Here is a 26,016-nt window from a genome sequence, read left to right as displayed (position 1 = left end):
GTATACTTAATTAAGCGTCAGCGGCTTTAGATACCATGACCATTGCAGGGCGTAATAAACGACCGTTTAATGTGTAGCCTTTTTGCATTACTGCTAAAACAGTATTTGGGGTTACATCGTTGCTTGGTTGGATTGACATTGCTTGATGAAAGTCTGGGTTAAACTGCTCACCTTGAGGGTTTACAATTTCAACACCAAATTTAGCTACCGCGTCGTTAAAGCTTTTCACTGTCATATCAATGCCTTCAAGTAAAGGCTTAAGCGTTTCATTTTCTTTATCAGAAAACTCAATAGCACGCTCTAAGTTATCTATAACAGGGAGTAATTCATTAGCAAACTTTTCTAGTGCAAATTTGTGTGCTTTTTCTACATCTTGTGCAGCGCGACGACGCATATTGTCCACATCTGCAGCAGCGCGAACTACGCTATCTTTTTGATCTGCAATAGTTTGCTTTGCAGTTTCAAGCTCGGCATATAACATAGCAATTTCTGCTTCAGGGCTTTGCTCTTGCTCGGCATGTTGCTCAGCTGCTTCAACTGCCGCCTCAACATCGGCTTCCATTTGCGTCACTTCTTCGTTCAGTTCTACTTCTTGCTCTGGGTTTTGTGTCTGCTCAGACATAAAATATACGCTCCAATTCTTTACAACTGCGGTAATTATGGGGATTGAATAAAAAGATTCAAGAGCTCAATGGCTCTAATAATTTAAATTCTTGGATTATTTTCTCTAATTGCGCTGATTTTGGACAAATAACACAAAAACGACTTTGATATTCTTGGTTTTGAAAATACGGCACACTGATCACTATAAGATCATCACAGGAGCTAAAAGGTAAGTTTTCGGCACTAAGAATGGAGACCCCATTTTTGAAAACGAGTTTATCTTCAACAAAATTTAAGAATGACACACCAATATTGAGACTTTGCTCACAGTCTATTTTCTTATAAAGGTAATTTTCCCCAACAACAATGCTGTTATCTGAGCCTAATTTTTGGCTTAGCTCACGGGTCCATTGAGTTAAAGAATCATGACAATTACGTGGTGCCGTATTGGCCATTGCCTGCATCCGATAAAGGCCTTCGATTAAAGATTGTTGACTAAAAACCGTATTGAGCCAAGTCGCAAATTCATAGCGTTGGCTATCGCTAGGGTCATTAGGCTTATTAATACAAATATTGTGGCTCTGTCCTGCTCTATCTAAAAGTAAAATAAGCCAGTTGTTTGCATCAAAATCGAGCACTTCTACTCTAAATACCTGCTGTGTTCTAACTTGGGGTAACCCTACACAACAACATACTTGGTAGCGTTGGCTCAAACCATGCGCAAGCTCAACTAATTGTGCCTGCTCAGGTTGCCAATAATTAGCAATATCTTTGAGCGAAAAAAACTCATCAAACCAATAGTCAAACCCATCATTAGTTGGCACACGGCCAGCCGATGTGTGTGGTGAATACAACAAACCTATTTTTTCAAGTCGCGCCATTGCGTTACGAACAGTAGCAGAGCAAACCGCCATACCTTTTTGCTTTGCAATTTTTGTTGACGGCACAGGTAAGCCATCGCCATTACAGTACATACTCATAACAGCGGCAAATATTTGCTGATCTCGTGGGTTTAGTTTCATGTTATCTACATCTTTATGCATAGTTATTATATCGGGGCTAAGCATTATTATTTCAAGTATAAAAAATACAATAAATCTAAATTTTACAGTGAATTGATTAAATCCGCTGGGTATTACTAAAATCCATGTTTTCAAACACTTCTGTTTTAGGTTACTCTACAAATATTAGAACTTTCAGTGTATTTATTATGGACTCTCCCTTTAATACTATCGGCTTGATTGGTAAGCCAAATCATCCTAATGCTGCCGCTACTTTACAACGATTACATACGTTTTTATTAGCTTTAGGCTTTGAGGTGATTGTTGAAAAACGTACAGGGAGTCAACTTAGTGATGTACCGAGTGACAAACTCGTAAAGCTCGTTGATTTAGGCGAGCGTGCCGACTTAGCGATTGTGGTTGGAGGCGATGGCAACATGCTTGGTGCTGCAAGGGTGCTGGCACGCTTTGACATAGCCGTAATTGGTGTTAATAGAGGTAATTTAGGCTTTTTAACAGATCTGAACCCAGAAGGATTTGAAGGTAGCTTAGAGCAGGTACTCAGCGGCGATTACATTGAAGAGAAACGTTTTCTATTAGAAGTTGAAGTGTATCGACATAACGAGCTTAAAAGTGCTAATTCAGCAGTAAACGAAGCGGTGCTTCATGCTGATAAAGTAGCACACATGATTGAGTTTGAAGCCTTTATTAACGATGATTTTGTATTTTCACAACGTTCCGACGGTTTGATTGTATCCACTCCAACAGGGTCAACGGCCTATTCTTTATCAGGTGGTGGACCTATTTTAACACCAGAGCTTAATGCAATGTCACTAGTTCCCATGTTTCCACATACTTTATCAAGCCGCCCTTTAGTGGTTGATGCTGACAATGAAGTGCGTTTAAAGCTTAGTTTAGATAATACTGATAGCTTACAAGTAAGCTGTGACAGCCATGTTGTACTCGCCGTATTACCTGGTGATGAGGTAGTTATACGAAAAGCAGATAAAAAATTACGCTTAATTCACCCCAAAAATTACTCTTATTATAATGTGCTACGTAAAAAGCTTAATTGGGGTAGTCGTCTATACTAGTTTGAACGAATTTTAATCTGAAAAAATCATTAGCCCCTAATTTTATTGCCAAAGATGCAACTTTAGCGCAAAATATTGGACTAGAAATTTTAAATATCATCAGGAAAAAGTAGTAATGAATTATGTAGTATTTCTTGCTTTATTATTATTAATTACCCTACTTGGCAGTTACATGCTAATTGAGAGTAATCGAAAAAAAACCATTGAAGCAAAGAAAAAGCTGTTTAACGAGCGCGTAGCAAGTACTCAATCACGTTTAAAAATAAAACTAAACGAGTTACTTGATGCAAAAGTAATCAGTGCTAAGCACCTTCCTCGAATTCAAGCCGTTGTTAGTAACTTTTTTGTGGTACAGCCTCACACCGATGAAAATTTAGTTAAGCTGGAATCGTTATGTGACCAACTTATTAATATACTTAACGAAGAGCTTATAAAAACCTATAAAAGTAATAATAGCCAAGCATTTGCCGACAGCACTCAATATTTTATAGCAGAGTTGCCAGCTCAAGGTATTTTATACAATAAAAATTTTTACCAAGAAGCCCTTCCTACGTTAATCTTAAAGTTGAAAACTGAAGACAACATACAACCAGTTGATAATATTGATCTTAACGATGAAACCCTCCCTATTGATGAAGAAAAAAAAACACTAATTGAGTCCAGCCTTGCTTAAAATATAGAAATTTAATTTGCAATAAACCAAAACACTGTATAAATTAACAGTTAATTCACTGGATGGATGAACAGTATGTTAATTGGTTTAGAAATTAAAAATTTTGCAATTGTAAGTAATTTAAGCACTGAATGGCATTCGGGCATGACCGCTATTACCGGTGAAACGGGTGCGGGTAAATCAATCGCTATTGATGCGTTATCACTGTGCCTTGGAGAAAGAGCAGAAGCATCTGCTGTGCGCCCGGGCACTGATAAAGCCGAGGTAAGTGCGCAATTTGATTTAAGCAATTTGCCACACGCCCATGCATTTCTAGAAGAGAACATGCTTAATAATGACGATAACGAATGTCTACTTCGTAGAGTTGTTTGCAAGAATGGCCGCAGCAAAAGCTACATTAATGGTAGCCCTGTCACCGCTGCACAGCTAAAAGAGCTAGGCCAATATTTAATTTCTATACATGGTCAACATGCACACCAGCATCTATTAAAAGCAGAGCATCAATTACAGCTACTGGATGCTTACGCCGGGCACCAAAATCTAGTTAATGCTGTAAGCCAACGCTATAAACGTTATGCTGATTTACAAAAAGAATTTAAACAACTAGAACATCAACAGCAACAACAAGCTGCGCAGAAACAATTATTAGAATACCAAGTAGCTGAACTTGATGAATTTGCCTTGCAAACAGGTGAATTTGAACAAATAGAAGCAGAGCATTATAAGCTCAGTAATAGCCAAACTATTTTGCAATCTTGTCAGCGCGAGCTACAACACTTATACGAAAGTGATGAGCAAAATGCGTGCTCTCTTATACAACATAGCGCGCAACAATTTAATGAACTTGCACATTATGATGAAACCCTGGCCAATGTAGCAGCATTACTGACAGAAGCGGCGGTTCAAGTTGAAGAAGCAAGCAGAGAAATACGCAATTATACTGAACAAGCTGACTTAGATCCTACTCGCTTAACGGAAGTAGAAAACAGGCTCAGCGGCGCTATGGATTTAGCAAGAAAACACCATATAAAGCCACAAGAGCTCGTTGAGTTTCATCAAAATGTAACACAAGAGCTAGACTCTATAAGCAGTAATAGTTCGCGCCTCGAACAGCTTGAAGGTGAAATTACAGCAGCTCTTGAAGATTATCAAACGGCTAGTGAGGAATTAAGTGCTAGCCGTCATCAATACGCTAATACACTTAATGGCTTGATCAGCGAAAGCATGGCTAATTTATCTATGGAAAATGGCGTTTTTGAAATAGCCCTTACAGCACATACCGATCGCTCTCCAAACAGCTTAGGTTTTGATAATGTATCGTTTTTAGTATCAACAAACCCAGGGCAACCATTACAACCTTTAGCAAAAGTAGCCTCTGGTGGTGAATTATCACGCATTAGTTTGGCTATTCAAGTTATTATTGCCCAAAAAGTAACGACTCCTACGCTTATATTTGATGAAGTTGATGTCGGTATTTCTGGCCCAACGGCTGCTGCCGTTGGTAAACTACTTCGCCAATTAGGTAAATCGACACAAGTAATTTGTGTAACTCATTTACCGCAAGTGGCCAGTAGTGCTCATCAGCAATTTTTTGTTGCCAAAGAAATAGCTAATGGTGAAACATTTACGCATATGCTAGCATTGAATAAAGATGGCAGGGTTAATGAAATTGCGCGCTTGCTGGGTGGTGATAACATTAGCAAAACAGCTAAAGCAAATGCGAAAGAGCTTATAAAAGCGCACGGATAAAATTATACATTTATAGTGCGTTACCTTGATACGGTGAGGATACCTTGATGCAAACAACGGTCATTTATTTTGGCTTAGCAATTAACTGGCTACTACTTATAGTTAGTGTACTTTTAGCCATGTTTAGCAAGTTTAAACATACACAATTTAAACAAGGATTATATCGTTTTTTAAATATGGCATTAATTGTACATTTTGTTATTGCTGTTATGTTAGTTTTTAGCAGCACAACTATTAGTGGCTTAATAACACTTAGTTGGTTGGTTATTAGCCTACAGCTTGTTTGTAACATTATCTGCTATAAAAGTGTGAAACGTCGACAAGCCAGAGTGAAATCGAGCCTTGATCACTTCTCGATGGATTAACTAACATAGCGTTTAAAAATGCCCGCAACCTGTGTATTGCGGGCATTTTTATTTGTAAAACTGAGGGAATAAAAAAGCAAACCCGAAGGTTTGCTTTTGACTCCATTCTAACAAAAGAATTATTTACACTTTTAAATAATCCATAATGCCTTCTGCAGCATTACGTCCCTCAAATATAGCGGTAACTACTAAGTCTGAGCCACGAACAATATCGCCTCCAGCAAATATTTTAGGGTTGGTAGTTTGATGAGTAAATTCACCTTGTTCAGGTGCATTAATACCGCCCCAGTGGTTAATTTCTACATCGTATTTTTCTAACCAGTCCATTTTATGAGGCTTAAAGCCAAATGCCATAATCACTTGTGTTGCTTCAATAATATGCTCTGATCCGGGTACTTCTTCAGCGCGACGGCGGCCGTTTTCATCTGCCTCACCAAGCTGAGTTTTTACCATTTTAACGCCAGCGACTGCGCCTTTATCATTAAGGACAATCCCTTTTGGCTGAACGTTATAAGTAAAAATCACGCCCTCTTCTTTGGCATTTTTTACTTCACGTTTTGAGCCAGGCATGTTTTCTTCATCACGACGGTACGCACAGGTCACCTTTAATGCATTATGACGAATTGATGTTCGCACGCAATCCATTGCAGTATCACCGCCACCTAGTACCACTACTTTTTGGTTTGCCATATCAATACAGGCTTGCTTAGACTCATCGTAGCCCATTACGCGATTGGTGTTACCAATTAAGAATGGCAGTGCATCATGCACACCCGGAGCATCTTCGTTTTCAAGCCCCGCACTCATACTCTGATAAGTCCCCACTCCCAAAAATACGGCGTCATACTCATTAAGTATTTCATCCATGCTAATGTCTTTACCCACTTCGACATTAAGCTTAAATTCAACACCCATTTCAGTAAATATTTCGCGACGTTTTTGCATGACTTCTTTTTCTAATTTAAAAGAAGGTATACCAAAAGTTAACAGTCCACCAATTTCTGGGTGACGGTCAAATACCACAGGCTTTACGCCGTTGCGTACTAAAATATCAGCACAGCCTAACCCTGCGGGTCCTGCGCCGATAATAGCCACTTTTTTATCAGTCCATGTCACATAGGACATGTCTGGCTTCCAGCCCATTTTGAACGCGGTATCGGTGATGTACTTTTCAATATTACCAATTGTTACCGCACCAAATTCTTCATCTAATGTACATGAGCCTTCACATAAGCGATCTTGCGGGCATACTCGACCACACACTTCAGGCAAACTGTTAGTACGGTGCGAAAGCTCAGCCGCCTCTAAAATGCGCCCTGTACGGATCAGTTTTAACCATTGTGGAATATAGTTATGTACTGGACATTTCCACTCACAATAAGGGTTACCGCAATCAAGGCAGCGATCTGCCTGTGAATTAACTTGGTTTTCTGAAAAGGGTTCATAAATTTCTACGAACGATTTTTTACGCGACGAGATTGGTTTCTTGCGTGGGTCTACACGCTGCACGTCTATAAATTGATATACATTTTCGCTCATACTGCCCCCTTATTGCGCCTGAACACGTAGTTCGGCGCTACTGCGAGCGCGATGCCCGAGTAAACTTTTTACGTCACTTGATTTAGGTTTTACTAATTTGAACATCGGTAAATAAAGTTCAAAATTAGCTAAAATAGTTTCTGCTCTACATGAGCCTGTTAGCTCTAAATGGTCAGCAATTAAGCCGCGTAAATGCTCTTGATGTGAACTCAAATCATCTAAAGTAACCACTTCAACCAACTCTGGGTTAATGCGTTTCTCAAAATCACCTCGTTCATCTAAAATATAAGCAAAACCACCGGTCATACCTGCACCAAAGTTAACTCCTACATTACCAAGTACACATACCACACCACCTGTCATATATTCACAACCATTATCACCAACACCTTCAACAACAGCTTGCACACCCGAATTACGCACAGCAAAACGCTCACCAGCACATCCGGCTGCAAACAATTTACCGCCAGTGGCACCATATAAACAGGTATTACCTACGATGGTTGCTTTGTGACTTTCAAATGACGAACCCAGTGGTGGGCGAACGACTAGCTTACCGCCAGCCATCCCTTTACCAACGTAATCGTTGGCATCACCAACTAAAGTCATTTCAAGGCCGCCAGCGTTCCATACACCGAATGACTGACCAGCGGTACCATGAAGCTCAATCACTACGGGATCTGCAGCCATACCTTGATTACCGTGCTTATCAGCAATATAACCAGAAAGCATAGCGCCAACCGATCTATCGGTATTACATATACGGCTCACTAATGAAATACCGCTTGAGTTATCAATTGCCTCTTGTGCCTTGCCGAGTAAGCTCTCATTTAACTCACCTAAATAGTGCGAGCTATTTGGTGCACTGCAAAACAATGTTTCACCCGTAGGGTTGTTTGGCTGAGCGATAACCGCTGATAAATCTATTTTTTGCTGCTTGGCTGTTTTGCCTTCAATGGCTTCGAGTAAATCTAAGCGACCAATCAAATCGGTTAGGTTTGCAACACCTAAACTTGCCATAATTTCACGCGCTTCTTGAGCTATAAACTTAAAGTAGTTCATCGCCATTTCTGGTAAGCCATGATAGTGCTTTTGACGCAATGTATCGTCTTGAGTTGCTACACCGGTAGCACAGTTATTTAAGTGACAAATTCGTAAGTATTTACAGCCTAAAGCCACCATAGGTCCGGTACCAAAACCAAAACTTTCAGCGCCTAAAATGGCTGCTTTGATGATATCAAGCCCGGTTTTTAACCCCCCATCTGTTTGCAGGCGAATACGATGACGAAGGCCATTTTCGACAAGTGCTTGTTGCGTTTCTGCAAGGCCAAGCTCCCATGGGCTGCCTGCATATTTAACCGAGGTTAAGGGACTTGCACCTGTGCCACCATCGTAGCCTGAGATAGTAATTAGATCGGCATACGCTTTTGCAACACCGGTTGCAATTGTTCCTACGCCCGGTTCAGACACCAGTTTTACCGAAATCAGTGCCTTTGGATTTACTTGCTTTAAATCAAAAATAAGCTGGGCTAAATCTTCAATAGAGTAAATATCGTGATGCGGCGGCGGTGAAATTAGTGTCACGCCTGGTACAGAGTAACGAAGCTTAGCAATATAAGGCGTTACTTTTTCACCCGGTAACTGCCCGCCTTCTCCTGGCTTAGCGCCTTGAGCCACTTTTATTTGAATGACATCCGCACTGCGTAAATAATGAGGTGTTACACCAAATCTACCGGAGGCCACTTGTTTAATCCGTGAATTTTTTTCTGTACCGTAACGAAGTTTATCTTCGCCACCTTCGCCAGAATTTGAGCAACCACCTAAACGATTCATGGCAATGGCTAGTGCTTCATGCGCCTCTGGTGATAATGCACCAATACTCATCGCTGCAGAATCAAAACGTTTATAAAGCTCAGTGGCAGACTCTACCTCATCAATGCTTATACCCTTTTCAGGTAGTTTTAAAGCCAACATATCGCGCAAAGTCGCGACTGGACGGTGATTAACTAGCTTTGCGTATTCGCTGTAATCACTATACTCGCCGCTTCGTACTGCTTTTTGTAACGTTTGAATCACATCAGGGTTGTAAGCATGATACTCGCCGCCGTGTACGTACTTAAATAAGCCACCATGGCTTAGTAATTTACGTTTACTAAGCGCTAGTTTGTGCAAGCTTTGCTGATCGTCATCAAAGTCGCTAAAACACGCCCCTTTTATGCGACTTGCAACGCCCTTAAAACACATCTCAACAATCGCGTCAGATAGACCAACCGCTTCAAACAACATCGAACAACGATATGAAGCCACGGTGCTAATACCCATTTTCGACATGATTTTGTACAAGCCTTTATTAATTGCTTGACGATAAGCCAGTGTCACTTCGCAGTATGACTTATTAATTACCTTACTATCGCTCATGGCCACAAGTGACTCATACGCTAAATACGGGTAGATTGCGGTTGCACCGAAGCCAAGTAGAACAGCAAATTGATGCGCGTCACGAACGCTACCGGTTTCAATAATGATGTTAGACTCACAGCGTAAGTTATTATCTACCAAGCGTTTTTGTACCGCACCCACCGCCATAGCTGCAGGAATAGGTAATTGATTGTCATCAAAGTTACGATCCGTTAATACCAGCATAATGCAGCCAGATGCGGCTTTTGCTTGTGCTTCATCACAGATGCGCTTAACCGCATTCTCAAGGCCTTCTTCTACGGTGTAAGTAATATCAATCTTACAATAGCTGTAGTGCGCTTCATCGGCGTTAAGTAGCTGCTGCATATCAGCGTACATTAAAATAGGCGTATCAAATTGCAGGCGTTTAGCGTGCCCTGTTGTTTCATTAAATACGTTTTGCTCACTGCCAATACACGTTGCCAACGACATTACATGGTTTTCACGTAACGGATCAATTGGCGGATTAGTAACCTGAGCAAACTTTTGACGGAAATAATCATAAAGTGAACGGTGCCCTTCGCTCAGTACGGCAAACGGCGTATCGTCACCCATTGAGCCAGTGGCTTCTTGCCCATTTTCACCCATGACACGAATAACACTGTCTAGCTCTTCATTAGTATAGCCAAACATCTTTTGGTATTTGGCTAGAGTTGCATCATCGAATGAGCGATTACCTGCATCTTGCTCAGTCAGTGCTTCAAAAGGTGTTAAGCGTTTAACGTTTTCTTCTAACCACGATTTATAAGGGTGGCGTGATTTTAAATCTTGGTCAATTTCATCTGAATGCCAAATTTTTCCGAGTTTGGTATCAATAACGAGTAGCTCGCCTGGGCCAACACGTCCTTTTTCTACCACCTCATCAGCGGTGTAATCCCAAATCCCCACCTCAGAAGCTAAAGTAATAAAGCCATCTTGAGTAATAATATAACGCGCAGGGCGCAGACCATTACGGTCTAGGTTACAGGCTGCAAAGCGCCCATCAGACATAACGATGCCTGCAGGGCCATCCCACGGTTCCATATGCATCGAATTAAAATCATAGAACGCACGTAAGTCGTCATCCATAGCTCGATTTTTTTGCCATGCTGGCGGCACTAGCATGCGCATCGCACGGAATAAATCCATACCACCAGCTAAAAATAGCTCCAGCATATTATCTAAGCTAGATGAGTCAGACCCTGTCTCATTAACAAACGGCGCTGCGCTTTGTAAATCAGGAATAAGTGGCGATGCAAATTTATAAGAGCGGGCACGTGCCCATTGGCGATTACCTTCAATAGTATTAATTTCACCATTGTGCGCTAAATAACGAAATGGTTGCGCTAAAGGCCAGCGAGGCTGTGTGTTTGTAGAGAAGCGTTGATGAAAAACACAAATAGCACTAGTCATGCGAATATCCGCAAGATCAAGGTAAAAATTAGGCAAGTCAGCAGGCATCATTAAGCCTTTATATATTGTGACCAACCCAGATAAGCTCGCAATATAAAATGATTCATCGTCCATTAGACGCTTTTCTGCACGACGACGTGCAACATACAAGCGGCGTTCTAAATCTTTAGAACGCCAACCTTCTGGCGCACTAATAAAAATTTGTTCAAAACCTGGCAATTGTTTTAGAGCAATAGGTCCTAACATTGATGGATCAGTTGGAACCACACGCCAACCCAAAATATTTAGCGTTTCTTTTTCTAGTTCTTCGCTTAAAACATCTTTGGCTGCTTGTGCTAGTACCGGATCAGCATTGAGGAAAATCATCCCAACAGCGTAATTTTTACCTAAATGCCAATTATTCTCGGCAGCAATAGCCCGAAAGAAGCTGTCTGGTTTTTGTAATAACAAGCCACAACCATCACCCGTTTTACCATCAGCAGAAATACCACCGCGGTGCTGCATGCGATCTAAACCGGTGATCGCCGTACGAATGAGTCGGTGACTCGCTTGGTTATTAACTTGGGCTATTAAGCCAAAGCCACAATTATCTTTTTCTAGTTTTGAGTCATATAACATGGACCCCTCCCCTTGCTGCGCTGTTAACGTGGATGAACGGCTCGACGATTTGCTAACAGACGAACAAAATTAGCGTTATTCCACCCTTGAGTCAATATTTTTATGAATACATATTCATTATATTGAATATATTTCAACTTAATTAAAAATCATAAACTAATGCCAACCATTAACATTTGCATAGATATCGAATCGAAAAATAGATTGACACCGGTGTTATTTTTAAAAACTTGTAAACAAAAAGCATGCGCGACTAGCAGTTTACGTAAACGTAAGCTGAACTAAAAATGAATAACTATTCATTAGGGGCTATTTCCTCTTTTGTGCTGTATTAGTAATTCATCTGAACACGACATTTAATTACAGCGGCTTCTATTAGCGCATAGTTTATTCAATAGATTTAAACGCTCCCCTCATGTTATGCATTAATTAACAACTTGCTTTGTTTTACGTTGAGGTAACCTCATCCCATAGACAAATCAAAAAAGTGCCCGCAGCGGACACTTTTTATGTCCGCGGACATGTAAAACAACAAGGGTAAAGTTAAAAATCAAATAAATTCAATAAGATAAAAAATGGCATGCTATTCGAATACAGCATAACTATATAAATTTTGAGGATGCTCGAATGTTTACTATTGGCTTATTTTTAATTTCACCAATTATTCTGTTTATTGCCTCGCTAATGATTACTGTGTTTGAAAAACACTAAGAGAACATATAATGATTAAAGACACTAGCGGGCAAGACACGCAAATCTCACAACCTATAAATTTTAAAAAATACATCAGGCTGTTTATATTTATTGTGGGCCTAGTTGCTCTATGTGTATATGCACTATTAAATGCTGATCAAGAAGGTACTATCTCGGTTGATAGAGTAAGCCTACAAATAGCTACAGTTGTACGCCAATCACTAATACGCGATGTTGCAGCCAGCGGTAAAATTGTCGCCGCCAGAGCACCAAAAGTTTACAGCCCTGAACGTGGCTTTGTTTCATTAAAGGTAAATGCTGGTGACACAGTGAAACTGCATGATGTAATAGCCATGGTTGAGAGCCCCGAGCTCACAAACGAATTAAAGCAGCAACAGTCTGTTTTAGCTCGTCTTGAAGGCGAGCTACAACGCAAACATCTTGAAGCACGCCGCCAATCATTAAGCCTAAATAAAGCACTTGATTTAGCACAAGTAGAATTAAACGCTGCCGATAGAGAGAATCGCAGAGCGACCTTGTCAATGCAAAAAAATGTGATCAGTCAAATTGATCATGAAAAAGCCATTGATGAGCTTGCCCGCGCAAAACTTTCTTATAAACATGCAGAGCAAGAAGTTGAATTGTCCAAAGATACACTTGCCTTTGAGCTACAGGCAGCTAAACGAGATGTCACTCGTCAACAACTGATTGTCGATGATCTACTTCGTAAAGTGAATAATTTAACAATTAAAGCCACTGTGCCAGGGATTGTAGGTAACCTGCTAGTTCAACAAAGAGAAGCGGTAACACAAAGCCAACCACTAATGACTTTAGTTGATTTGAGCAATTTTGAAGCAGAACTACAAGTTCCTGAAAGTTATGCAAATGAGCTTGGTTTAGGTATGGACGTAGAGATAACAATGGGCGCTAGCAAAGTAATGGGTACCCTTTCTGCCATATCACCAGAAGTCAATAATAGAGAAGTCACAACGCGTGTACGTTTTAACAAAGACATGACGGGTATCAGACAAAACCAACGATTAACAGCACGTATTTTATTAGAAAATCGTGATGATGTTTTACAGGTTAAGCGTGGGGCATTTTTACAACAAGGCGGCACACAGGTTTATAAAATATCCGGTGATACAGCTCAGCTCATTGATATTTCAATTGGTGCAACCAGCATTAATGCGATTGAGTTAATCTCAGGGGTTCAAGCTGGCGATGAATTGATTATCTCAAGCTATAACAGTTTCAAACACACACACACATTATTACTTCGCTAACAATCGCGTAGAACCAAACAATAAAAGGAAAAAGCATGTTAAAGATGAATAATATAAGTAAAGTCTATCAAACAGAAATGGTTCAAACCCATGCATTACGTGACTTTAATCTACACGTTGATGAAGGCGAATTTATTGCTGTTACAGGCCCTAGCGGATCAGGAAAAACGACCTTTTTAAATATAGCTGGAATGTTAGAGCCCTTCTCTGCAGGTGAATATTTACTTGATGGAATTGATGTAGGTAAGTTAAACGATAATCAACGCGCTGATGTGCGTAACCAGAAAATTGGCTTTATCTTCCAAGGGTTCAATTTGATCCCCGACTTAAATTTATATGAAAATATTGAAGTTCCACTACGTTATAGAGGTATTAAAGCCGCAGAGCGTAAACGTCGCATTGAAAAATGCTTAGAACAAGTTGGCCTTGCCTCTCGGGCAAAACATTTGCCACAGCAACTCTCTGGCGGACAGCAACAACGAGTGGCCATAGCACGCGCGCTTGCTGGCGAGCCACGATTTTTATTAGCCGATGAACCTACCGGTAATCTCGACAGCCTTATGGCTCGTCAAGTAATGGAGCTGCTTGAACAAATCAATCGCGATGGCGCAACCATTGTCATGGTCACCCATGATGCAGAACTTGCTCGGCGTGCCCCTCGAAACATTCAAGTTGTAGACGGTCAACTTGCTGATTTCACCTTGTATCAAGGTGCACAAAACCTTAAAAATGTTGCTGGAGCCTAAGCCATGCTTCTACATTACCTCGATTTAAGTTGGCGCAGCTTCAAGCGCACGCCTTTAGTGAGCTTTTTAATGGTACTGGCGATTGCCATAGGTATTGGCATCACTATGACGAGTTTAAGCGTTTATCACATGATGTCAGCGGATCCCATTGCGCATAAAAGTAGCCAGCTCTATGCTGTGCAGTTGCAAGTAATGGATGATGGCCACACTTGGTGGACGTCTGATAACCTCCCGCTACAACTAACTTATCAAGATGCTGCAAACCTATATAAATCAGAGATAGGTGGCCAGCGTTTAAAAATGGTGCGCAGTGGATTCTCTGTTTACATAGACTCTGACACAGTAAAACCATTTAGCCAAAGTGCGAGACTAACAACCCCAGAATTTTTTAATATGTTTGATCTTGAGTTTCTCTATGGTGAAAAATGGTCTCTGCAGCAAGAAGAAAACGCGGCCCCCGTTGTTGTGATCAGTGAAGAGTTAAATAATAAGCTTTTTGCTGGCGAAAATTCAGTGGGTAAAATTATTTATCTTGATGATGCGAGTTATGAAGTGGTTGGGGTTACTAGAAACTGGCCATTAACCATCAAATACTACGATTTAAATAATGGTTCATTTAATGACCCTGAACAACTTTTTATGCCATTTAGTCTTCTTGAAGCAAAACAGCTTGGTAATTGGGGGAATACCAATGGTTGGAAACATGAGGATGTTAGAAGCTTTAGTGCCAAGTTACAGTCAGAAATGGTGTGGATTCAATTCTGGGTTGAATTAACTAACGAACAACAAAAAAATGATTATGAAAATTATTTATTAGCCTACATGCAAGAGCAACAAAAGTTTGGTCGTTTTAATCGCAAAGAGTTAGCTTACAGTATTCGAGATGTTAACAAGTGGATGGCCTATAACAACGTGGTCAGTCAAGATAACAAAATTTTAGTCGCACTTAGTTTTATGTTTTTGGCTGTATGTTTGGCGAATATCCTCGGTTTATTACTTGCAAAATTTTTACGTCGAGCCCCAGAAGTCGGTGTACGCCGTGCACTTGGAGCCAGTAAGCGACAGATTTTTATGCAACATATTATCGAAGTCGCCATGCTAGGACTTTTAGGTGGGCTACTTGGTATTATCCTTGCCCAGTTTGGCTTATTGGGTGTTCGCCAAAGCTATAGCTACTACGAGAGCTTAGCGACCATGGATTTAACCATGTTATTGAGCGCCCCACTCATTGCAATTAGCACCTGCATAATAGCTGGGCTTTATCCTGCTTGGCTGGTATGTAAAACCAATCCTGCAATTTACCTAAAAAGCCAATAAGGACGAGCATTATGATGTTAGAAATTAAACCTATTTTCCATGCACTGTGTCGATCTAAAGTTGGTGCGCTGTTGCTACTTATCCAAATAGCTATTACTACTGCTATTGTCAGTAACGCAGCGTTTATTATTCAAGATAGAATAACGTATCTTAACCAGGATACAGGATACCCCGAAGATGAAATACTTGCTTTTCATGTCATGCACTTTGGTAAGGATGTCAAAAGCCACCAACAATTTGAACTTGATGAAGCAATGTTAAGAGCTTTGCCCGCAGTGAAAGACGCCGCCTATATAAACAACATACCCTTATCGGGAAGTGGTAGCTCTTCTGACTTCAGTATCAATTCAGCTCCTGAGCCTGGGCTTTCTGCAAGAACTGCTTACTTTTTTACAGATGATCATGCAATTAAAACACTTGGGGTTGAACTTATTGCAGGACGCAATTTTAGAGAAGACGAAGTGGTTGTCACTAACGATAATGATCAGCGAGCCAATGTTACCATTGTGACACAGGCATTATTAAATGAGCTATTTCCTGATGAAGATGGATTAGGAAAAACAATATTCCTTGGTGATATTCCAATGAAAGTCATTGGTGTAATTAAGCATGCAAAAGGCCCATGGCTCAAAGACAGCCGCCCAAATAATGTCGCATTAATTCCTTATATAAATCCTAATATTTCGGGGAATTTTTTAGTTCGCACAGCAGCCAATGAGCGGGCAAATATTGCTAAACGAATTGAAGACGAGATGCTAGAAAATTACAACAAACGTGTAATTATCCGAGTTCGGGGCCTTGACCAAGATAAAGCCCAATACATGGCTGAAGACACATTGATGATGCGTATGTTAATTGTGCTCATAACCATACTGGTATTGGTAACTGCACTGGGCATTTTTGGTTTGACGCTATTTAATATAAATAAACGTACCAAGCAAATTGGAACCCGTCGTGCTTTAGGCGCTCGTAAATCTGCAATTGTTAATTATTTTTTAGTTGAAAATGCACTGATTTGCAGTGCCGGCTTATTTTTAGGTGCTATTGCAGCACTATTATTAGGTCAATTATTAATGAAACACTTTTCAATAGCAGTATTACCACCAAGTTATATTGCTGCCACCGCAGCCATGGTGTTTACAATGAGTATTTTGGCTGTATTTGGTCCAGCTAAACGCGCAGCAAATATTTCGCCTAGTATCGCCACTAGAACAATATAAAGCAGCTCCCAACCTATGCTACACTGGCTAAATACGGTGTAGCATTTTCAATATTTAAATAATAATAAACAGCGATTAAATTCACATGGAAAAAATACTTATCGTTGATGATAATCCTGCAATTTTAGACGCACTATCATTATTGCTAGAGATTCACGACTATAAAGTGGTTACTGCTAATAGCCCATTTGAAGCAATTCAAATTGTGCAATATCAGCGTATTGCACTTGTGCTTCAAGATATGAACTTTAGTAACGATACAACCTCGGGAGAAGAGGGAAAATTGCTCTTTTATCAACTCAGAGAGCTTAATCCCCATCTACCGATTATTCTCATCACTGCATGGACTGAGCTTGAAACGGCCGTTGAACTTGTCAAAGCCGGTGCGGCTGATTATTTACCAAAACCATGGGATGATGCCAAGCTTATTACCTGTGTTAATAATCTAATTGAACTAGGAAAGACAAAAAAACAAAACCAAACCTTGTTGCGCCACCAGCAAGAGCGTGATGCATCTATAGAAAATGCTAATTTAGTAGGTTTAATTTATCGCAGTACGGCCATGGAGCAATTAGTTAAAATGGCATTACAAGTCGCCAAATCTGATGTCTCAGTATTAATAACAGGCCCAAATGGCAGTGGTAAAGAGCGCATAGCACAAATTATTCAAGCAAACTCACCTCGCCAAAATGCTGCGTTTATTACGGTCAATGCAGGTGCCCTTCCCCATCAACTAATAGAAGCAGAATTATTTGGTGCAGAAGCAGGTGCTTTTACTGGGATCAAAAACAAAGGATTGGTCGATTTGAAGCGGCTGATGGTGGCACATTATTTTTAGATGAAATAGGTAATCTCCCTTTATCAGGACAAATGAAGCTCTTACGGATTTTACAAACGGGAGAATTCGAGCGCTTAGGTTCAACCCAGACCCGAAAAGTTAATGTCCGTGTAATATCAGCGACCAATGAAAACCTAACAAATGCAATCAGCAAAGGACAGTTTAGAGAAGACTTATACTACCGCTTAAATGTAATTGAACTTAACTTACCAAGTCTTAACCAACGACCGGATGACATACTTCCCCTTATTCGTCATTTTTTAGTAGAGCGTGAGCTGGATTTACAATGCGAAAACCTACTTTTAGCCCATTCATGGCCCGGTAATGTTCGTGAACTTGAAAATGCATGTAAACGAGTCAGTGTGCTTAAACCCAGCGGTGAGATAAGCATCGATGACTTTGGTTTAACTCCTATTACGCCTCAAACACTGACTCAAAAAATAGAGCCTAACAAACAACAAATTGAAGATGCCATGCGTTTACATAAAGGGGTGATTGCCAAAGTAGCACGTGAGTTTGGCCTTAGCAGACAAGCACTCTACCGTCGCCTTGATAAGTTTGAGATTGCCTACTAATGGTTAAATCAAGATACCGCTTTTCTTTAACTTCTAAAGTGATTTTAGTGTGTGTATTTTCCTCTGTTATCCCTGTTTTTATCTGTTGTTGGCTGTTGGATGTTGACGTTATAAAAACAGCACTGAGTGTTATTTTCACAGCCGCGCTAAGTAGTTTATTGGCTCATCGACTCAGTAGTAAACTGGTCCAAGGTATTACTTCATTAGAAACTGGCTTATTAAATTTTAAGGATGGGGAACTATCAACTTTACTGGCCTATAACCATAATGATGAATTAGGTCATTTGTGTCAGCTTTACAATCAAACTGCAAAGCAATTAAGACAAGAAAAGCAATGGGTTTACCAACGAGAGTTGATGCTTGATAAGGTATTACAAAACGCCCCTCAAGCTGTATTATTGGTAAATGATAATGATTTTATTGTTTATAGTAATCACAGTGCGAGAGATTTTTTTAATGCAAGTACAGCCCTTGAAGGCGAAAAAATCTCATCATTGTTGTCTAAAGCCCCACAGCAAATAATTAATGCTGTTAATAAAGGCGTAGATGGTTTATTTATTCTCGATAAAGCAGAACAAGAACCGCAAACATGGCATCTTTCAATGGGTCGCTTATTGCTTAACAACCAACACCACAGGTTGTTTGTATTTAAACAATTGACCCGCGAGTTGAGCCGCCAAGAAGTTGAAGTTTGGAAAAAGGTTATTCGGATCATTAGCCATGAACTCAATAACTCACTAGGTCCTATGTCATCCATGTTACATAGTGCACAGCTGTTAACGAAGAAAGTGGATGAACCTCGTTTACAACGCGTTTTCACTACCATTGAAGAGCGGATAAAGCATTTAAACGAGTTCGTTCAAGGCTATGGAAAGTTTGCTAAACTACCACCACCTAAAATAACAACGGTTGATTGGCATTCATTACTCGAACAATTACAAAGCCAATGGCAATTTAATTGCAACCTTCAAAAAGGCATCACCACACGAGCCGATCAAACCCAAATAGAACAATTGCTCATTAACCTGTTGAAAAACGCACATGAATCAGAGTCGCTAGCAGAGCATATTAGTTTAAAAATAACACAAGATAGCCTTGGCACTCATATTAACGTGAGCGATCAAGGAAAAGGTATGAGTGAAACAGTTATGGCTAGTGCGCTTATCCCTTTTTATTCTACCAAGGCAGCTGGAAGTGGTTTAGGGTTGGCACTGTGTCGAGAAATTGTTGAAGCCCATCATGGGCAAATTAGCCTGCATAATCGTGAAATCGGCGGGATCAGTGTTTTTGTTAGTCTACCCTGAGAACTACTTATTTAAGAATGAAAACTTGCTCAATTTAGGGGCAATTCAATCGCGCTCTGAAGCATGTGACCTAGTCAGCTTCGTAAAAACGAGTAAAGCTGCCTTCTCACTCCTTACTTTTAGCGTATAAGCAACAAGAGTAAATAATTTATAGACATAAAAAAAGCTGCAAATTGCAGCTTTTTTTTACCTAAACGCTTATTCAGCGTCTGCAGGTTTATGCTTTGCAGCTGTTTCTGCGATCAGTGGTTGTAATTCACCACGTTGAAACATTTCAATGATAATGTCACAGCCACCAATTAACTCACCTTCAACCCAAAGTTGTGGGAAAGTAGGCCAGTTAGCATACGCAGGAAGCTCTGCACGAATGTCTGGATTAAGTAAAATATCTACATAAGCAAACGGTTCACCACACGACATTAACGCTTGTGATGCTTGTGAAGAAAAACCACAATTAGGCAGTTTTGGTGATCCTTTCATGTATAAGATGATTGGGTTTTCAGCAATTTGCTGTTTAATTTTATCGATGGTTTCCATTTACAACCTCAAAATGACGATAGCGAACACATTAGGCCTTGAAAAAGTTTCACTGTGGCCTCAGATATATAGATTAAAATAGGCAATTAAAGCCTCAATCTTAAATAGCTTTAGCAAGAGCATTGCTGTTTGCTAAAACTTGAGTAAAATACTCAACAATTATAGTAACACTATATTCCTGTTTGGTATAGATAAGTGCCCTGTTTGCGCAGGCATTACGTATTACTAAATAGACTATCAACCAAAAGAAGATGGAGATAAAAAATGGCATTTGAACTACCGTCACTACCGTATGCAATTGATGCACTTGAGCCACATATTTCACAAGAAACGCTAGAGTTTCACCATGGTAAACACCACAACACTTATGTGACTAAACTTAACGGTTTAATCCCAGGCACTGAGTTTGAAGGTAAGTCACTTGAAGAAATCGTATGTTCTTCAGAAGGCGGTGTATTTAATAACGCTGCTCAAATCTGGAACCACACTTTCTACTGGAACAGCCTATCTCCAAATGGCGGTGGCGCTCCAACAGGTGCAATTGCTGATGCAATTAACGCCAAATGGGGCTCATTTGACGCATTTAAAGACGCGTTAAATGATAAAGCAGTAAATAACTTTGGTTCAAGCTGGACTTGGTTAGTTAAACTGGCTGATGGTTCACTAGACATCGTTAATACATCTAACGCTGCTACACCACTAACAGATGCAGGTGTTACTCCAATCCTAACAGTGGATTTATGGGAACACGCATACTACATTGATTACCGTAACGTGCGTCCAGATTACCTTAAAGGTTTCTGGTCACTAGTTAACTGGGAATTCGCGAACGCTAACTTCGCATAATTAGTTTAATACTAGTTTTAAAAAGACGCTTAGGCGTCTTTTTTTTATGCCTACAATTTGCATTAATTGCGTTTATACGTAGGTTGTTTTATAAAAGCGCATCTTGATCATTTTTCATATAAATTTTTAATTTTATTGCACAAAAAATGAAATTCGTGACTAGACTTTAAATAGTGAATACATCTTCAAAGTAGGTTTCGGAGGTCATTATGACTATTTTTGATCACTACCAAGCACGTTATGAATCAACACAAGAAGAAGAGTACAGTGTTGCTGAATTCCTCGAAATTTGTAAAACCGATAAGTCTGCTTATGCCAGTGCACCTGAAAGGTTACTGATGGCCATTGGCGAGCCTAAAATGGTAGATACTGCTACCGATACTCGCCTAAGTCGCTTATTTTCAAATCGTGTTGTTGCACGTTACCCAGCATTTGCTGACTTTTATGGCATGGAAGACGCTATTGAACAAATTGTGTCTTATCTAAAACATGCAGCACAAGGCTTAGAGGAGTGTAAACAAGTACTTTATTTACTCGGCCCTGTGGGTGGTGGTAAGTCATCAATTGCCGAAAAATTAAAGTATTTAATGCAACAAGTGCCTATCTACTCCATTAAAGGCTCACCAGTTAATGACCATCCGCTGGCATTATTTGACCCCATTGAAGATGCAAACCTGCTCGAAAAAGAATATGGAATTAAGTCACGCTACCTTAAAACAGTGATGTCGCCATGGGCCGCAAAACGCTTACAAGAATTTAATGGTGATATTAGCCAATTTAGAGTGGTTAAACGCTTCCCATCAATTTTAAATCAAGTAGCGATTGCTAAAACAGAGCCCGGCGATGAAAACAACCAAGATATTTCAGCTCTTGTAGGTAAAGTAGATATCCGCCAGCTTGAACACTTTGCGCAAAATGATCCTGATGCGTACGCTTATTCAGGCGCATTATGTTTAGCTAACCAAGGCTTAATGGAGTTTGTGGAAATGTTCAAAGCACCGATAAAAGTGCTACACCCGCTTTTAACAGCCACACAAGAAGGCAACTATAACGGCACAGAAGGCATAAGCGCCCTGCCATTTAACGGTATGATACTCGCCCACTCCAACGAGTCAGAATGGCAAACCTTTAAAAACAATAAAAACAACGAAGCTTTTTTAGACCGTGTTTATATTGTTAAAGTCCCATATTGCTTAAGAGTGACCGAAGAAATTAAAATTTACGATAAGCTGATTGAACACAGTGAGCTTTATAATGCTCCATGTGCGCCAGGAACACTTAAAATTTTAGCTCAATTTACCACTCTCTCGCGCTTAAAAGAGCCAGAAAACTCTAGCATTTACTCTAAAATGCGGGTCTACGATGGTGAAACACTCAAAGATACCGATCCAAAAGCTAAGTCATACCAAGAATATCGTGATTACGCTGGTGTCGATGAGGGCATGAACGGTCTTTCAACTCGTTTTGCGTTTAAAATTTTATCTCGCGTATTCAACTTTGATACCACCGAAGTGGCCGCCAACCCAGTACATTTGTTTTATGTACTTGAGCAACAAATTGAACGAGAACAATTTAGTGCCGAGGTTGAAGAGCGTTATTTAAGCTTTTTAAAAGGCTATTTAATTCCACAATATGTTGAGTTTATAGGTAAAGAGCTGCAAACCGCCTATCTAGAATCGTACTCGGAATACGGACAAAATATTTTTGACCGCTACGTTATTTATGCTGATTTTTGGATTCAAGATCAAGAATATCGCGACCCTGATACAGGGCAATTGTTTGACCGTGATGCGCTTAATGCTGAGCTCGAAAAAATTGAGAAACCGGCAGGTATTTCAAATCCTAAAGATTTCAGAAATGAAATTGTTAACTTTGTACTACGTGCTCGCGCTCACAATAATGGCAAGAATCCGCTATGGACGAGTTATGAGAAACTACGCACTGTTATTGAGAAAAAAATGTTCTCAAACACCGAAGACTTACTCCCTGTCATTTCATTCAATGCTAAAACATCGGCTGAGGATCAGCAAAAGCATGAGGACTTTGTTAACCGTATGGTTGAAAAAGGCTACACGCAAAAACAAGTGCGTTTGCTATCTGAGTGGTATTTACGGGTTAGAAAATCGCAATAACCTTCATAATTGCAGTTTTTAGGAGGTCATTATGGCGCATTTTATCGACAGGCGTTTAAATGGCAAAAACAAAAGTACGGTTAATCGCCAGCGTTTTATTAGGCGTTATAAAAAGCAGATAAAAGAAGCGGTGTCTGATGCGATAAATAAACGCAGCGTCACCGACTCTAGCTCTGGAGAGAGTATATCTATTCCACAGCGTGATATTAGTGAACCTACTTTTCATCAAGGTAGAGGCGGTAATAGAGAGCAAATACATCCAGGGAACGATCAGTTCTCTACTGGTGATAAAATTGAGCGACCTAAAGGTGGACAAGGCGGTGGCGCGGGCGAAGGTGAAGCGAGTGATTCTGGCGAAGGCCAAGATGATTTTGTTTTCTCAATTTCTAAAGATGAATATCTTGATTTGTTATTTGAAGATTTAGAACTCCCTAATTTACAAGAAAACCAGCTCGATAAGCTCGTACAAATGAAAACCCATCGCGCTGGGTTTTGCAGCGACGGTATGCCCAGTAATATTGACGTAGTGCGCTCATTACAAGGCTCTTTAGCTCGTAGAATTGCAATGACCGCAGGAAAAAAGCGCCGCCTTAGTGAACTTGAAGGTCAACTCGCGCTACTGCTTGAACAACCACACTGCGACAAAGCCGCTGTGACATTGTTGCAACAAGAAATCGACATTCTAAAGCAGCAAATTAAATCGGTACCCTTTATTGATAACTACGATTTGCGTTTTCGTAACTACAATAAACAACCACACCCAACCAGCAAAGCAGTAATGTTTTGTATAATGGATGTATCCGGTTCAATGGATCAAGCCACCAAAGACATGGCAAAACGCTTTTATATTTTGCTTTATCAGTTTTTAACTCGCAGCTATAAAGACATTGAGGTTGTGTATATTCGTCATCATACTCAAGCTAAAGAAGTTGATGAACAAGAGTTTTTTTACTCCCAAGAAACGGGCGGTACTATCGTTTCAAGTGCGCTTAAGCTAATGAATGAAATAATAGCAGAGCGCTATAATGCTGATGAATGGAATATATACGCAGCACAAGCCTCTGATGGTGATAACTGGGCAGATGATACCCCGCAATGTGGGCATATTTTACGTAACAATCTGTTACATGCAGTACGATACTTTGCCTATATAGAAATTACTACCCGCGCCCACCAAAGTCTATGGCGCGAGTACCAAAGCATTAGCCAAACTCACAGTAATTTTGCCATCCAACATATTCAAGGTGTTGAAGACATTTACCCTATATTTAGGGAGCTATTTAAAAAAGGCCGTCAACAGCAAGGGGCTGCATAGCCAAAGCGAGGTAGCAATATGAATAACGAGCGAATCAGTGATGGGCCCGATTGGACCTTTGAGTTACTTCAGCAATATCAAGATGAAATTGCACGTGTTGCTGAGCATTATAAACTAGACACATACCCTAACCAAATTGAAGTGATCACTGCTGAGCAAATGATGGATGCTTACTCCAGTGTAGGCATGCCTATTGGCTATACTCACTGGTCTTACGGTAAAAAGTTTATCCAAACAGAACAAAATTATAAACGAGGTCAAATGGGCCTTGCATATGAAATTGTGATTAACTCCAATCCATGTATAGCTTATTTAATGGAAGAAAATACTCTGCCGATGCAGGCATTGGTTATGGCACATGCGTGTTACGGGCATAACTCTTTTTTTAAGGGGAATTATTTATTTAAAACATGGACTGATGCCGGTTCTATAATTGACTATTTATTGTTTGCTAAAAATTATATTAGCCGCTGTGAAGAGAAATACGGTATTTCTGAAGTAGAAAGCATACTCGACTCTTGCCATGCGTTAATGAGTTATGGTGTTGACAGGTATAAACGTCCGCAGCGTATTTCGTTATTTGAAGAACAAAAACGCCAGCAAGAACGGGCTGAGTACTTACAATCACAAGTTAATGAACTATGGCGTACCATTCCCTCTCAGCAGCAAGAATCGAAAAAGCCTGAGCGCCACTTTCCGCAAGAGCCGCAGGAAAACATTCTGTATTTTATTGAAAAAAATGCTCCTTTACTTGAGCCATGGCAACGAGAAATCGTGCGTATTGTGAGAAAAATATCGCAGTACTTTTATCCGCAAAAACAAACACAGGTTATGAATGAAGGTTGGGCCACTTTTTGGCACTACACTATTTTGAACCACTTATATGATGAGGGAAAACTAACCGACTCATTTATGTTAGAGTTTTTACAAAGCCATACAAATGTTGTGTATCAACCCCCTTATAATAGCGATTATTACTCAGGTATTAACCCCTATGCGCTGGGTTTTAATATGATGGTAGATATACGCCGAATTTGTGAAAACCCGACAGAAGAAGATAAACGCTGGTTTCCTGAACATGCTGGTAGTGACTGGCTTGAAACTCTTCACTTTGCAATGCAAAACTTTAAAGATGAGAGTTTTATTAGCCAATTTTTATCACCTAAACTAATTAGAGACTTTAAATTGTTCACTATCGTCGACCACACCAGCAACCCACATTTAGAAATAGGCGCTATTCATGACGATAATGGCTACAAAGCGGTTAGAGAGGCACTTTCTGCACAATACAACCTTAGTAATCATGAACCTAACATACAAGTTTATGATGTAGACTTACGTGGCGATCGCTCATTAACCCTGCGATATATCCCTCACAACGCCATTCCACTGGCCAACTCCCATGAGGAGGTATTAAAACACCTTTACAGACTATGGGGCTTTAGGGTAAAACTTGAACAGGAGTCAAATTCTGGTGATATTTCAACCATTGGTCAATGCCCAATGGATGATTCACGCCATACAACAGAGTAAAAATATGCAGAGCGAACCGATTGTGAGTTTTATGCAGGTTATACTGTCTATATTTTTCCAATATTAAGAGATTTAGGCTTGGTTTTTTCTGAGGAACACCTCGTTAATGCATTTGAGAAACTACCACAATCGCAGCAGGCTCTTATAACTGATAACAACTTACGCGATAATCTTCATATTAAA

Annotated in this window: 18 protein-coding genes and 1 pseudogene; 14 read left to right on the top strand and 5 right to left on the bottom strand. The window is 40.1% G+C overall.

The features are described from left to right. Positions 1-10 precede the first annotated feature (10 nt). Both grpE and ACZ5WS_RS10445 read right to left on the bottom strand, forming a co-directional pair. A complete protein-coding gene (gene grpE, locus ACZ5WS_RS10450) occupies positions 11-622 on the bottom strand; it encodes a nucleotide exchange factor GrpE (protein WP_008113139.1) in 612 nt (203 codons plus the stop codon). A 58-nt stretch (positions 623-680) separates the two neighbouring features. Continuing rightward, positions 681-1,646 carry an HrcA family transcriptional regulator gene (locus tag ACZ5WS_RS10445; RefSeq protein ID WP_464708429.1) on the bottom strand — a complete coding sequence of 322 codons (966 nt, stop codon included), beginning with the start codon at positions 1,644-1,646 and terminating at the stop codon, positions 681-683. A 167-nt stretch (positions 1,647-1,813) separates the two neighbouring features. On the opposite strand from ACZ5WS_RS10445, the gene nadK reads away from it, so the two are divergent. The 4 genes from nadK (at position 1,814) to ACZ5WS_RS10425 (ending at position 5,485) form a co-directional block, all read left to right on the top strand. Continuing rightward, complete coding sequence (gene nadK / locus ACZ5WS_RS10440; protein ID WP_198523320.1) at positions 1,814-2,698, top strand: NAD(+) kinase; 885 nt, start codon at positions 1,814-1,816, stop codon at positions 2,696-2,698. Positions 2,699-2,813: 115 nt separating this feature from the next. Beyond that, a complete protein-coding gene (locus tag ACZ5WS_RS10435; RefSeq protein ID WP_198523321.1) occupies positions 2,814-3,371 on the top strand; it encodes a hypothetical protein in 558 nt (185 codons plus the stop codon). 75 nt (positions 3,372-3,446) lie between these two features. Further along, positions 3,447-5,120, top strand: coding sequence for a DNA repair protein RecN (recN, locus tag ACZ5WS_RS10430; protein ID WP_178956220.1), 1,674 nt, complete (start codon positions 3,447-3,449; stop codon positions 5,118-5,120). A 47-nt stretch (positions 5,121-5,167) separates the two neighbouring features. Continuing rightward, on the top strand, positions 5,168-5,485 hold the full coding sequence (locus ACZ5WS_RS10425; protein WP_464708423.1) for a hypothetical protein: 318 nt from the start codon (positions 5,168-5,170) through the stop codon (positions 5,483-5,485). Between the two features lie 123 nt (positions 5,486-5,608). Here the strand turns inward: ACZ5WS_RS10425 and ACZ5WS_RS10420 are convergent, their stop codons facing one another. Together ACZ5WS_RS10420 and gltB are read right to left on the bottom strand one after the other, a co-directional pair. Then, positions 5,609-7,024 (bottom strand): FAD-dependent oxidoreductase, encoded by a 1,416-nt coding sequence (locus ACZ5WS_RS10420; protein ID WP_464708420.1) that lies wholly within the window; start codon positions 7,022-7,024, stop codon positions 5,609-5,611. 9 nt (positions 7,025-7,033) lie between these two features. Beyond that, a complete protein-coding gene (gene gltB / locus ACZ5WS_RS10415; protein ID WP_464708416.1) occupies positions 7,034-11,491 on the bottom strand; it encodes a glutamate synthase large subunit in 4,458 nt (1,485 codons plus the stop codon). Positions 11,492-12,213: 722 nt separating this feature from the next. On the opposite strand from gltB, the gene ACZ5WS_RS10410 reads away from it, so the two are divergent. The 6 genes and pseudogenes from ACZ5WS_RS10410 (at position 12,214) to ACZ5WS_RS10385 (ending at position 19,470) form a co-directional block, all read left to right on the top strand. Then, the gene (locus ACZ5WS_RS10410; RefSeq protein ID WP_464708413.1) at positions 12,214-13,470 is read left to right on the top strand and encodes an efflux RND transporter periplasmic adaptor subunit; all 1,257 of its coding nucleotides are present in this window, start codon (positions 12,214-12,216) and stop codon (positions 13,468-13,470) included. 35 nt (positions 13,471-13,505) lie between these two features. Further along, positions 13,506-14,216: an ABC transporter ATP-binding protein gene (locus ACZ5WS_RS10405; protein WP_464708410.1), complete on the top strand. Its 711-nt coding sequence runs from the start codon at positions 13,506-13,508 to the stop codon at positions 14,214-14,216. A 3-nt stretch (positions 14,217-14,219) separates the two neighbouring features. Continuing rightward, entirely contained in the window at positions 14,220-15,533 is a 1,314-nt protein-coding gene (locus ACZ5WS_RS10400) for an ABC transporter permease (RefSeq protein ID WP_464708409.1), read from the top strand. 14 nt (positions 15,534-15,547) lie between these two features. After that, entirely contained in the window at positions 15,548-16,753 is a 1,206-nt protein-coding gene (locus tag ACZ5WS_RS10395; RefSeq protein ID WP_464711499.1) for an ABC transporter permease, read from the top strand. Positions 16,754-16,838: 85 nt separating this feature from the next. After that, positions 16,839-18,166, top strand: a pseudogene (locus ACZ5WS_RS10390) (sigma-54-dependent transcriptional regulator). Continuing rightward, the gene (locus ACZ5WS_RS10385; RefSeq protein ID WP_464708407.1) at positions 18,166-19,470 is read left to right on the top strand and encodes a sensor histidine kinase; all 1,305 of its coding nucleotides are present in this window, start codon (positions 18,166-18,168) and stop codon (positions 19,468-19,470) included. The pseudogene ACZ5WS_RS10390 and the gene ACZ5WS_RS10385 overlap by 1 nt, the downstream one beginning before the upstream one ends. Before the next feature lie 198 nt (positions 19,471-19,668). Here the strand turns inward: ACZ5WS_RS10385 and ACZ5WS_RS10380 are convergent, their stop codons facing one another. Next, positions 19,669-20,007 (bottom strand): Grx4 family monothiol glutaredoxin, encoded by a 339-nt coding sequence (locus ACZ5WS_RS10380; RefSeq protein WP_024602947.1) that lies wholly within the window; start codon positions 20,005-20,007, stop codon positions 19,669-19,671. Positions 20,008-20,271: 264 nt separating this feature from the next. Here ACZ5WS_RS10380 and ACZ5WS_RS10375 point away from each other — a divergent pair, with 264 nt between their 5' ends. The 4 genes from ACZ5WS_RS10375 to ACZ5WS_RS10360 all read left to right on the top strand — a co-directional run bounded on the left by ACZ5WS_RS10375 (position 20,272) and on the right by ACZ5WS_RS10360 (position 25,833). Further along, the gene (locus ACZ5WS_RS10375; RefSeq protein ID WP_010388603.1) at positions 20,272-20,853 is read left to right on the top strand and encodes a superoxide dismutase; all 582 of its coding nucleotides are present in this window, start codon (positions 20,272-20,274) and stop codon (positions 20,851-20,853) included. Between the two features lie 209 nt (positions 20,854-21,062). After that, positions 21,063-22,985: a PrkA family serine protein kinase gene (locus ACZ5WS_RS10370; protein ID WP_010388602.1), complete on the top strand. Its 1,923-nt coding sequence runs from the start codon at positions 21,063-21,065 to the stop codon at positions 22,983-22,985. Between the two features lie 31 nt (positions 22,986-23,016). Next, complete coding sequence (locus tag ACZ5WS_RS10365) at positions 23,017-24,300, top strand: YeaH/YhbH family protein (RefSeq protein ID WP_198523326.1); 1,284 nt, start codon at positions 23,017-23,019, stop codon at positions 24,298-24,300. Between the two features lie 18 nt (positions 24,301-24,318). Further along, complete coding sequence (locus tag ACZ5WS_RS10360) at positions 24,319-25,833, top strand: SpoVR family protein (protein WP_138607375.1); 1,515 nt, start codon at positions 24,319-24,321, stop codon at positions 25,831-25,833. The last annotated feature ends 183 nt before the right edge of the window (positions 25,834-26,016 follow it).

This window comes from Pseudoalteromonas sp. 11L1 (genome assembly GCF_055397545.1).
Note: the sequence above shows the minus strand (reverse complement) of the source record. Positions and strands in the feature narration are given on the sequence as shown.

What these genes read in the sequence shown, in the direction of transcription:
- ACZ5WS_RS10420 (WP_464708420.1), bottom strand. Translation starts at nt 7,024, where the DNA reads ATGAGCGAAAATGTATATCAATTTATAGACGTGCAGCGTGTAGACCCA.
- ACZ5WS_RS10400 (WP_464708409.1), top strand. Translation starts at nt 14,220, where the DNA reads ATGCTTCTACATTACCTCGATTTAAGTTGGCGCAGCTTCAAGCGCACG.
- ACZ5WS_RS10375 (WP_010388603.1), top strand. Translation starts at nt 20,272, where the DNA reads ATGGCATTTGAACTACCGTCACTACCGTATGCAATTGATGCACTTGAG.
- ACZ5WS_RS10380 (WP_024602947.1), bottom strand. Translation starts at nt 20,007, where the DNA reads ATGGAAACCATCGATAAAATTAAACAGCAAATTGCTGAAAACCCAATC.
- ACZ5WS_RS10385 (WP_464708407.1), top strand. Translation starts at nt 18,166, where the DNA reads ATGGTTAAATCAAGATACCGCTTTTCTTTAACTTCTAAAGTGATTTTA.
- recN (WP_178956220.1), top strand. Translation starts at nt 3,447, where the DNA reads ATGTTAATTGGTTTAGAAATTAAAAATTTTGCAATTGTAAGTAATTTA.
- ACZ5WS_RS10370 (WP_010388602.1), top strand. Translation starts at nt 21,063, where the DNA reads ATGACTATTTTTGATCACTACCAAGCACGTTATGAATCAACACAAGAA.
- ACZ5WS_RS10360 (WP_138607375.1), top strand. Translation starts at nt 24,319, where the DNA reads ATGAATAACGAGCGAATCAGTGATGGGCCCGATTGGACCTTTGAGTTA.
- ACZ5WS_RS10435 (WP_198523321.1), top strand. Translation starts at nt 2,814, where the DNA reads ATGAATTATGTAGTATTTCTTGCTTTATTATTATTAATTACCCTACTT.
- ACZ5WS_RS10410 (WP_464708413.1), top strand. Translation starts at nt 12,214, where the DNA reads ATGATTAAAGACACTAGCGGGCAAGACACGCAAATCTCACAACCTATA.
- ACZ5WS_RS10445 (WP_464708429.1), bottom strand. Translation starts at nt 1,646, where the DNA reads ATGCATAAAGATGTAGATAACATGAAACTAAACCCACGAGATCAGCAA.
- grpE (WP_008113139.1), bottom strand. Translation starts at nt 622, where the DNA reads ATGTCTGAGCAGACACAAAACCCAGAGCAAGAAGTAGAACTGAACGAA.
- nadK (WP_198523320.1), top strand. Translation starts at nt 1,814, where the DNA reads ATGGACTCTCCCTTTAATACTATCGGCTTGATTGGTAAGCCAAATCAT.
- ACZ5WS_RS10405 (WP_464708410.1), top strand. Translation starts at nt 13,506, where the DNA reads ATGTTAAAGATGAATAATATAAGTAAAGTCTATCAAACAGAAATGGTT.
- ACZ5WS_RS10395 (WP_464711499.1), top strand. Translation starts at nt 15,548, where the DNA reads ATGTTAGAAATTAAACCTATTTTCCATGCACTGTGTCGATCTAAAGTT.
- ACZ5WS_RS10425 (WP_464708423.1), top strand. Translation starts at nt 5,168, where the DNA reads ATGCAAACAACGGTCATTTATTTTGGCTTAGCAATTAACTGGCTACTA.
- ACZ5WS_RS10365 (WP_198523326.1), top strand. Translation starts at nt 23,017, where the DNA reads ATGGCGCATTTTATCGACAGGCGTTTAAATGGCAAAAACAAAAGTACG.
- gltB (WP_464708416.1), bottom strand. Translation starts at nt 11,491, where the DNA reads ATGTTATATGACTCAAAACTAGAAAAAGATAATTGTGGCTTTGGCTTA.